Source organism: Rhodococcus sp. P3_B8 (assembly GCF_056402775.1).
The window spans coordinates 1-10,406 of sequence record NZ_JBFUGT010000232.1 but is presented as its reverse complement, the minus strand read 5'-3'; the positions used below and the strand labels follow the sequence as shown (position 1 = coordinate 10,406).

At 65.5% G+C, this 10,406-nt stretch carries 2 protein-coding genes and 1 pseudogene; all 3 read right to left on the bottom strand.

Annotated elements, in window-relative coordinates:
* On the bottom strand, positions 1 to 6,207 hold a 6,207-nt coding region (locus AC1D1G_RS34845), incomplete at its 3' end, for an amino acid adenylation domain-containing protein (protein WP_477955668.1).
* Position 6,208: 1 nt separating this feature from the next.
* Positions 6,209 to 9,091 carry an aminodeoxychorismate synthase component I gene (gene pabB, locus AC1D1G_RS34840; RefSeq protein ID WP_477955666.1) on the bottom strand — a complete coding sequence of 961 codons (2,883 nt, stop codon included), beginning with the start codon at positions 9,089 to 9,091 and terminating at the stop codon, positions 6,209 to 6,211.
* Positions 9,092 to 10,222: 1,131 nt separating this feature from the next.
* A pseudogene (locus AC1D1G_RS34835) lies at positions 10,223 to 10,406 on the bottom strand (IS110 family transposase); the annotation flags it as partial.

Genomic DNA, 10,406 nt, shown 5'->3' with positions numbered 1-10,406 from the left:
GGTTTCCGGGCGCWCGCCCTGGGTGATCAGGTGTCGGGCGAGACGGTTGACGCGTGCATCGAACTCGGCGTAGGACAGTGTTCGGTTTCCGTCCACCACCGCGGGCGCGTCGGGTGTGCGCGTGACCTGCGCACCGAACATCGACACCAGTGTGTCGGTGGTTGTCGCATGATCGGTGTGGTTCCAGTCCTCGAGGATCAGCTGTTTTTCGTCGGGGTCGAGGATGTCGAGGTCGCCGACCGGGCTGTCGGGATCGGCGATGATGGCTTCGAGGACATGCAGGTATCGGTTGAGCAGGGCTTGGACGTATGGTTCGTCGAACAGGTCGTGGAGGTAGGTCAGGGTTAGTCGGATGTGGGTGTCGTCGGTGATTTTCAGGGCGAGGGGGTAGTGGGTGTTGTCGTTGGCCCTGACGCCGGCGAGGGTTATGCCGTCGAGTGCGTCGGCCTGTTCGGTAAGTGTGGTCTGCTCGACGGGGTACGACTCGAACACCGTCAGCGTGTCGAAGAGGGCGTCGGTTGTTCCGGCGGCGTGCTGAATGTCGGTGAGTCCGAGATAGAGGTGGTCGAGCAGGTCGGCCTGTTCACGGTGCATCCGCGTCAGTAGTTGGGTGATCGACTGGTCCGGGTCTGCGCGCACCCTGATCGGTACCGTGTTGATGAACAGCCCGATCATCGATTCCACGCCTGCGAGCTGGGGTGGTCGTCCTGACACGGTGCTGCCGAAGACTGTGTCGTCGCGGCCGGTCATCCGCATCAGCAGAATTCCCCAGGCCGCCTGCATGACCGTGTTGACGGTGACATCGAGTCGGGCGGCCAACTCGGACAGGGCACGTGTTTTGTGTTCGCCGAGATCGGCGGTTACTTCACCCGCCCGAGAGGAGATCTCTCGGCCCGGGTCGGCGGGGGCGAGCAGGGTCGGGCCCTCGACACCCTCGAGTGCCGCCGCCCAGACCTGCCGCGACGTCGCCTGGTCCTGTTCGGCGCGCCAGTCGAGATAATTGCGGTAGGGACGGGCGGGAGGCAACGCCGTCGCCTGGTCGCCGGCGGCATAGAGTGCGAGCATGTCCGTCATCAGCAGTGGCATCGACCAGCCGTCGAGCAGGATGTGGTGGTTGGCGACGACCAGCTCGTATCGGTCCTCGGCGACGGTGACCAGTGTGAACCGGATCAACGGCGGTGCGGTCATGTCGAAGTGCGTGGCCTGATCGTCGGCCAGCAGTCGCGTCAACGCGTCCGGGCGCGTGGTGTCGTCGATTTCGCGGAGATCGACCTCGGACCATGGCACCGGCACCTTGTCGAGGACCAGCTGCACGGGTATGCCGTCGGCTCCCTCGACGAACGCCACCCGCAGATTCGGGTGCCGATTCAGTACCGCCTGTGCCGCCGTGTGCAGCCGGGTGGCGTCCACCCGGCCGGTGAGGGTGAACACGACCTGCATCGAGTACACGTCGACCGACGACGCGGCCAACAGCGCGTGGAACAGCAGACCCGACTGCAGCGGCGTCAGGGGCCACACGTCCGTGACCGCCGGATACGCCGCTTCCCAGCGGTCGATGTCCGATTGGCGTGCGGTGATCAACGGCAGATCCGACGGTGTCAGCCCGCCGGCGTCGGGGGTCTGCGCATGGGTGGCGAGGGCGGCGAGCGCGGCACACCATTCTTCCGCCAAGTCCTGCACATCGGTCCGCCCGATTGCACCGGTCGGGAACGTGAACGTGGCGCCCAGCACCGGACCCTCGCTGGCGTCGGTGACGATCGCATTGATGTCGACGACGCCGTTCGCCGGCATGTCGGCATCTCCCGGGGCGGCGATGTCGCCGAGATGGCCGCACGGTGCCCACTCCGCCCGCGGCATCTCGTTCGGCACACCACCGCCGGACACCCGGCCGAGGTAGTTGAAGCTGATCTGGCCGACCGGCAGCGACCGCAACTGCTCGGCTGTGTCCCGATTCAGGTAGCGCAGCAGCCCGTAGCCGATTCCCCTGTCCGGTAGCGACCTCAGCTGCTCCTTGATCGACTTGACCACCACACCGGCGCCGGCGCCACCGGTGAAGGCGTCGTCGAGGTCGGCGGCCCCGATATCCAGACGCACCGGAAACACGGTGGTGAACCATCCCACCGTTCGAGACAGATCCGCTCCCGCGGCAATCTGCTCCTGACGGCCGTGTCCCTCGAGTTGGATCAGCGTCGAGGATTCGAAGACCTGTCGCGTGCGCCGCCACCGGCAGACGGCCAATGCCAATGCCGCCAACAGTCCGTCCTCGACGCCACCGTGGAACAGTGTCGGCAAGGTCGTCAGGAGTGATGCCGTCACCGGTGCCGGTACGCTCACCTCGACCCGGTCGAGGGTGGATCCCACATCGACAGCCGCGTTGAACGGGCGGAGGCCCACTACCGGGTCGGGGGCTTGCAGCAGTGCCTGCCACATCGGCAACTCCGCCAGCCGCGCCGGGGCCGATGCCTCCTCGACCAACGCGTGCGCCCACCGACGCATCGACGTTCCGGTGGGATCCAACATTGGAGTGTGCCCAGCGGACACCTGCGCCCACGCGGAGGCCAAGTCGGGCAGGAGTATCCGCCACGACACCCCGTCGATCACCAGGTGGTGCGCGACGATCAGCAGCCGGCCCGGCCGCTGCGCGGTGCTGCATCCGGACCGGAAATCGAGCCACACGAACTGCACCATCACGCCCGTCGTCGGCGCCAACCGCCCCAACGCCGCATCCAATTGCGCCGCCGCCAACGCCGCCGCGGCTTGCTCGTCGAGATCGGCGGTGACCTCCACCCGACGAACAAGGCCGTCCACATCGACGGCATCCGACCCACCGACTTCCAGACCCCACCCGCCTTCGTCGCCGACAAGTCGAGACCGGAAAATGTCGTGGTGCTCGAGCACGGCCTCGACCGTCGCCACCAACCCACCGCGCTCAATTCCGGGCGGCAACTCCACCCACATGTGTTGCGAGAATCGACCGAAGCCACCACCCCGCTCGATCAGCGCCCGCGCGACCGGGGTCAGCGGCATCCACCCGATGCCGCCGCCCGGCAACTCCTCGAGGGCCACCGGCAGTCCGGAGTCCTCGGGACGCTGCGCGACTGCAGCCAAGCCGCCAACGGTCCTGCGCTCGAATACATCGCGTGAGGAGAACACCACGCCCCGGGCTTTCGCGCGCGAGACCAACTGAATCGCGACGATGCTGTCGCCACCGAGAGCGAAGAACGACTCGTCAACCCCGACGCGGTCGACGCCGAGGACGTCGGTGAAGACGTCGGCGATGGTCTGTTCGGTGGGGGTGACCGGTGGTCGGAACTGCCGGTTCGACGGTGTTGGTGCGGGGAGTGCTCGCCGGTCGATCTTGCCGTTCACGCTCACTGGCATCCGGTCGAGGGTCACGAACACCGACGGCACCATGAAATCGGGCAGGCGCGCACCGACCGTCGCGGCGAGCGTGTCGGGGTCGAGGTGGGCGCCCGGGGTCGGCACCACGTAGGCCACCAGTTGCTCGGTGACTGGGCCCTGGTGGACTGTCACTGCGGCGTGGGTGATGTCGGGGTGGGTGGTGAGGGTGGCTTCGATTTCGCCGAGTTCGATGCGGTGGCCGCGGATTTTGACTTGGAGGTCGCGGCGGCCGAGGTATTCGAGGTTGCCGTCGGGGTGCCAGCGGACGAGGTCGCCGGTGCGGTACATGCGTTSGCCGGGTGGGCCGTAGGGGTTGGCGACGAACCGTTCGGCGGTCAGTGCGGGTCGGTTGTGGTATCCGCGGGCCAGCTGGATCCCGGCGAGGTGCAGTTCTGCGGTCACGCCGGTGGGGACGGGGCGGAGTCGGTCGTCGAGGACGTAGGCGTGGGTGCCGCGGATCGGGCCGCCGATGGTGACCGGGCCGCCGGGTGGCAGTGGTCCGCTGCAGTTGCTCATCACGGTTGTTTCGGTGGGGCCGTAGCCGTTGAAGAAGCGGCGGGGTGTGTGGGTGGGGGAGGTGTCGGTGTGTGTGGCCCAGCGGGTGAGCAGGTCGGGGGTGCAGGCCTCGCCGGCGGAGAGGACGGTGTGCAGGGTGTGGAGGTCGGTGGGGTCGATGGTGGCCAGTGCGGCCGGTGTGATCACGGCGTGGGTGACGTGGGTGGTGTGGAGGAGGTGGGTGAGTTCGTCGCCGCCGAAGACGGTGGGTGGGGCGATGACCATGGTGGCGCCGGTTCCGGTGGCGAGGAGTAGTTCGAAGACCGAGGCGTCGAAGCTCGGTGATGCCACGGCCAGGGTGCGGGAGTCGGGGGTGATGGTGAATCGTTCGCGTTGTTCGGCGGCGAGGTTGGCCAGCCCTTGGTGGGTGACGACGACGCCTTTGGGGGTGCCGGTGGAGCCGGAGGTGTAGAGCAGGTAGGCGGTGTTGGTGGTGTGTAGGGGTCGGAGKCGGTCGGTGTCGGTGATGGGACCTGAATCCATGGTGTTGCAGCGGGTTTCGAGGTCGGGGGTGTCGATGAGGAGCCAGGGCAGTGGTTTGGGCAGGGTGGTGGCGTGCTCGGTGGTGGTTACTCCGAGTGCGGCTCGGGAGTCCGAGAGCATGTGGGTGATGCGGTCTTTCGGGTAGTTCGGGTCGATGGGGAGGAACGCGGCGCCGGTTTTGGTGGTCGCCCAGATTGCGAGGGTCGCTTGGAGGGAGCGGGGGAGTGCGATGGCGACGGTGTCTTCGGTGCCGATGCCTTCGGCGATCAGGATCCGTGCCAGTTGGGAGGATGCGGTGTCGAGTTGTTCGTAGGACAGGTGGTGGTCTTCGTATGTCACCGCTGGTGCGGTGCGGTTGTGTGCTGCGGCGGTGGTGAGCAGTTGTGGCAGTGTCGTTGCGGGGTGTTCGGGGCCGCCGGTGCGGTCGAGCAGGTTCCGTYKTTCGTCGGSGTCGAGGAKGTCGAGGTCRCCGACCCGACTCCCCGCATCGGCAGAAAGGAAGCGGTCGAGAAAGGACAACAAGCGGTCGTGATGACATTTGAGAATGTCGTCGTCGTACAGGCTCGGGTTGGCTTGGAAGTCGATGTGCGTCGTGGTGCCGCCCACGCTCGGGTAGATGTTCACGAAAAGATCGTCGACGAGCCCGGAGGTCAACACGTGCAGCCGGCCGAGGTGCGGGCCCAGCCGGATCTCTCGGTCGGCCGGCATGATGTTGAGAGTCGGACCAAACGAGCGATTGCGGCTGATGTCCCTGCCGAGATCACGGCAGATGTCCTCACGGCGGTACCGCTGCCGCCGCAGCGCCCCGGTCAACTCGAGCTGGGCGGAGTGGATCAGCGCCCCGATCGTCACGTCCGCGCCCACCTCGAGTTGTAGCGGCACGACATTGGCCAACATCCCACCTGAGCGTCGCAGCGGTGCGGTCGTTCGGGCCGAAACCGGCAGACTGAGAACGATGTCCGATCTTCCTGTCATCCGGCACAGGAAGCCGGCAAGAGTAGCGACCAAGACCGTTGCCGCACTCGAGTTGTGCTTCGTTGCGACCGAATCGAGCATTGAGGCTACGTCGTGTGACAAGGCCGCGCTGGCCACTCGCGGATGCGCCTCGACGGGCGCCGACCGCCCCGCCAGGCTCGCAGGTTCCGGCAGTCCCGAGGTCCGTTCCGCCCAGTACCGCCGATCCGCCTCGAAGCGATCCGAGTTCCGGTAGGCAGCATCGATTTCAACGATCTGTGCGAGGTCCAGCACGCGGAGCGGCGGGTCYTCGACACCGGCAACTGCGGCCGTATACAACTCGGCAATACGCTGCATCAGCGTCATGGCGCCGTAGCCGTCGAGGGCGATGTGGTGAACGCGTGAGTACCAGTAGTAGTGCCGGTCGCCGACTCGGAGGATCGCCGAGACTGCGAGCGCATCGTGGAGGAGGTCTATCGGGGTGCTGAACTCGCTGCGCATCCACTGCTGCGCGGCGACGCTCGGGTCGTCCTCCGCGCGAAAGTCGATTCGCCGGATTCCGCTGTCGGAAGAATCGTCGACCAGTTGATACAGCTCGCCGTCGTGATCGACCAGGCGTAAGAACCCGGAACCGAACTCCCTGGCCGCCACGCGACTGGTCGCCTCGAGCAAATCGATATCCAACTCGCCGAAGACCTCGACGTATTGCGCGATCGTGATCGGGAGCTCGCCGGCCAGTTGCTGGGCGAACCAGATTCCCTTTTGTGCGGCCGATAAACGGCATGCCTCGGACGGAAGGGCTCCCGAGCGCATTTCAATTCCTGGAATCGGTGGCGGGACGGCGTCCACGACTCTTCTCCGATCTGCTCTTCGCACCAGGAGGCGTGCAAGGGTTGGGCTCGGGCCCGACCTCGGCGTGCTGGAGTTGCATGGATGTCCGCGCGCACGTGGTGTAGGCCGCTTCTCCCGCCTGATCGAAGTGTGTTGCCACGTTGGCGAAGAACTTGTTCTCGTCGAGTAGTGCGAGCACTGTCGTGGAGCGGTCGGGGCGGTGCTCCACGACGAGGCTGCCGCCCGCGTGCAGGAGCCGTGCCGCCGCAACAATCGTTTGCCGGGCGAGCTTCAGCCCATCTGTGCCGCTGACCAAGGCCCGTCGGCGGTACTCGCCGCACTGTGAGGGAAGGTCTTCGTCGTCGGGAATGCACGGTGGACGGGCGAGGACCAGATCGGCCGTTCCGGCAAGGCCGGACAGCAGATTGGGCGTGGAGACGGCGGTTTCGTGAAGCACGATCGGGCTCTCGCCGAGGCGGATCTGACGTTCGATGTTGCGTCGCGCCACGTTCAGGGCTGTCGGATCCGCATCCACGGCATGTACACCGGCATCGGCTCGGGCATGCGCGATTGCCAGGGCGATTGCTCCCGAACCGGTGCACAGATCCACGACCACTGGAGTCGTGACATGTGAAATATCGGCGAGGGCCTCGGCAAGTACAAGTTCGGTGTTGGCCCTGGGTGCCGGCACACCGGGGCAGACCCACACTTCTACACCGCCCAGTTCGGCCCGCGAGGGTCGTCGCCTGGCTCGATCGATGGCGTCACTCGAGGTCTGCGGACCGACGCTGTGGGCGAGGGCGGGGGATCTGCCGGCGCTGATCGTGAGGGCCCTGCGCATGGCGGCCGCCTTGACCAGGGTCTCGGTGAACTCTTCGTCGGGGTCGGATAATGCGACGATGGCGCCCCCGATCCCGAAGCTCACTGTCCCGTGCCGGGACACCATGGTTCGGATGACGATGCTGAGGTCGGCGGTGCCGTTGATGGACAGCCAGCCGAGGGCGCCCAAGTACACGCCTCGCGGCCCCTCCTCCAGCCGATCGATGATTTCCATGGTGCGAATCTTCGGTGCTCCGGTCATCGAGCCACCCGGGAAGCAGGCGCGCACGCACCCGACTGCAGTCGCGTCGCTGCGCAGCGTCCCCCGCACCGTCGACACGAGTTGGTGGACCGGTGCGTAGGTTTCGACGTCGAACAATCGCGGTACGTGCACCGAACCGGGGATGCAGACCCGTGAGAGATCGTTGCGCACGAGGTCGACGATCATGAGGTTCTCGGCCCGGTCCTTCTCGCTCGTCAGCAGGTCCTGGCGGAGCGCGTCGTCCGTCGCAGCGGTTGTTCCCCGCGGCCGGGTGCCCTTGATCGGCTTGGACTCCACTACCCGGTCGGCGTCAACGCGCAGAAACCTCTCGGGGGAGGCGCTGAGTATGTCCGCTGCCTCGAACCTCAGGAGTGCTGCGTAGGGCACTGGAGTGATCGATCGGAGGTAGGCGAAGGTTTCGACGGGGTCTATCTCGACATCGATCTGGGCGTGGTTCGTCAAGCACACTTCGTACGTTTCGCCGACGCGAATGTTCTCCAAACAGGTACGGATCTTGTCGAGGTAGGTTTCACGGTTGTGGCGCAGCGTCATGCGCGGGTCTGCCGCCGACCTGATGAGCGGCCGCGCGGGAAGCGCATCGTCGGTCGTGACGGGCAATCGGTTGATTACCTGGGCCGTACGGCGCATCCAGTCGCGGGTTTCGGGTTCGTGGGCCTGCTCGCTGAGCGCCAGCAGGTAGCAGCTGCCGTCGACGTGGTCGATCACGACTGCGCGGTCGGCGAAGACCAGGGCAGCGTCCGGTGTGTCCGCGGAGTGTTGCGCATTGCCGTCGGCTTCGGCCTTCAACTCGTAGCCCAGGTAGCCCACGTAACCCAGATTGAACGAGAACGGCAGGTCCGGCGATGGCGGCACAGCGCGGGCCCGCAACTGTTCGTCGAGATAGTCGAAGAATCGCACGCGTCGTTTGCCGGCCGGAACGCCGGAACGGTGCACCAGGACGGTGCCGTCCGCGACGTCGTACGTGATGTACTCGGCGCGTGGGCCAGAGGCGTCGCCCATGATGGTGAAGCGGGCGTCCGACTCCACTGTGGAGCTGCCGTCGAGCCAAAAACTGTTGGGGCCGTCTGCGAACAGGCGCTCATACACCGTCTGTGGGTCGACTCGCCGATCTATCCGTCGTGTTTCCACCACGTATGGCGACAAGGTCCGCGGCCGACGTCGAGGCTTCGGGGCGGATCCCTTCCGGCGGGTCGGAGTGAGGTCACGGAAGTTGGCGAGGAGTTCATGTCCATGGTCGGTGCAGACCGACTCCGGATGAAATTGCACCCCCCACAGCGGGTGCTGGCGGTGCCTTACCCCCATGAGAATTCCGTCGGATGTCCACGCAGTTGGCTCCAGCTCATCAGGGAGATCTTCGACGGCGAGAGAGTGGTACCGGACGACCGACAGGGGCGAGGGGAGGCCCGCGAACAATTCTCTTCCGTCGTGGAATACCGCTGAGTTGCGACCGTGCCGCGGCTCTGGTGCCAAGACGACATGCGCACCGAACAGGTGGCATAAACCCTGATGGCCGAGGCACACTCCTAGCGTCGGAAGCCCACCCTGCAGAATGGCCCGCGAGCTGATGCCGAAGTCGCGTTCGCTTGCTGGACGACCGGGCCCCGGAGAGATCACGATATTGTCGAACTCGGTCAGTTCGATCGCACGCCAGTCGACGTCGTTGCGCACCACCGTCGGCGGGCACCCGTTGACCTCGCTGAGAAAGCTGTAGAGGTTGTAGGTGAAGGAGTCGTAGTTGTCGATCAACAACGTCTTGGTAAACATCGTTTGCCCGGTTCTCGGCGTGTGAGGGATGCGACACTTCGGTGTCACTCGCCGGTGCATCGACGTGAAGAGGTCCCTCGAACTTATTGCAGGAGCTTTCGTCTGAGCGCGCACCACCCGTGGCGTCCTCCTCCAGCACGGGGAAAGCTGGTGTGGTTCATTGACTGGGGCGGCGAATCGGCCGACGTTGTGGGATGAGGCGCCGAGCCATGAAGTCCGCCCGTGCCGGCGATGGTGCGGATGGTTGCCACCAAGACCTCTCGACGTGTCGCCCCCGTTTGGGAGGCTCCGCCGACCTGAGGAAAACTGACCAGCTGCGCCTGAGTGCCGGCGATGCCCGCTCGTGCATTCTTGGTGACGAGCCGGCCGGGGGACAACTGGGTCCTTGTACCGTCGATACGGTGGGCCTGGTGGACATGATCAATCCTTAGGAGGGCTATTTAGCCTGTCTATCAACGCAACCCGCCCAGGCCCCGACACGCCGCGCGATGCGCGCACTCCACCTTAAGTCACGAAAGTCTGTGGATACAAGGGCACCCATCCGGTAGTAATCCACAGAGCAAATGGTCGGTTCTATTCACGGAGTGTGACAGTGTGGCCTAGAGCCTCTAGCCCACGAAAGTGATTGCGTCTCTTGATCTCAGGGTTGATGTGTCGGGTGTAATGATCACGAGGATGGAACGGCCGACCGCGACGATGGCGCGCGCGTTTCCCCGTTTCGCCGGTTGGGGACGGCGCGCCGGGGATTGCATCGGCATGAAGTTTTCTGTACCTCGTGCGCGGTGGTATCGCCTGGCGGCAACTGCCGATCGAGTTCCCTCAGGTCCGGACGGTGTACGCGGTCTTCGCCCGCTCCAGTCGAGCGGCGTGGACCTGGTGGGGGAGTGGGTGAGGAAGCGCCCCTCGAGGGTGACGAGCCTGCAGAGGGCGAACAGGAGTGGGAAGACGCATAGCTACCCGAGGACGAGGGAGGGGAGCAGAACGAGGAGAGAGACCAGACCCGACGAGAGTGAAGAGGCCGCGCAGCCCGAGCAGGAAGAACCGCCAAGTCGCAGTCCGCGCACCCGCGGACATCGAGCAAGCTTTCCGCGACGCTCATTGATAACCGGGGGGGTGTCCCTATGGTTTTCGTCAAGCCGCTGAGGGGGTTGGATTCCGGTAGAGTTCCTTGTTCTTGAGCATGGCGTAGAGGACGTCGCAGCGGCGTCGGGCGAGGCAGATCAGGGCCGCGTTGTGTTTCTTCTTCTCGTCCCGTTTCTTGTCGTAGTAGGCGCGACTGGTGGGGTCGTGGAGGGCGGCGAAGGCGGACAGGAAC

Bases quoted from the DNA above. Each gene is read 5' to 3' on its own strand.
- pabB (WP_477955666.1), bottom strand. From the start codon at position 9,091: ATGTTTACCAAGACGTTGTTGATCGACAACTACGACTCCTTCACCTAC.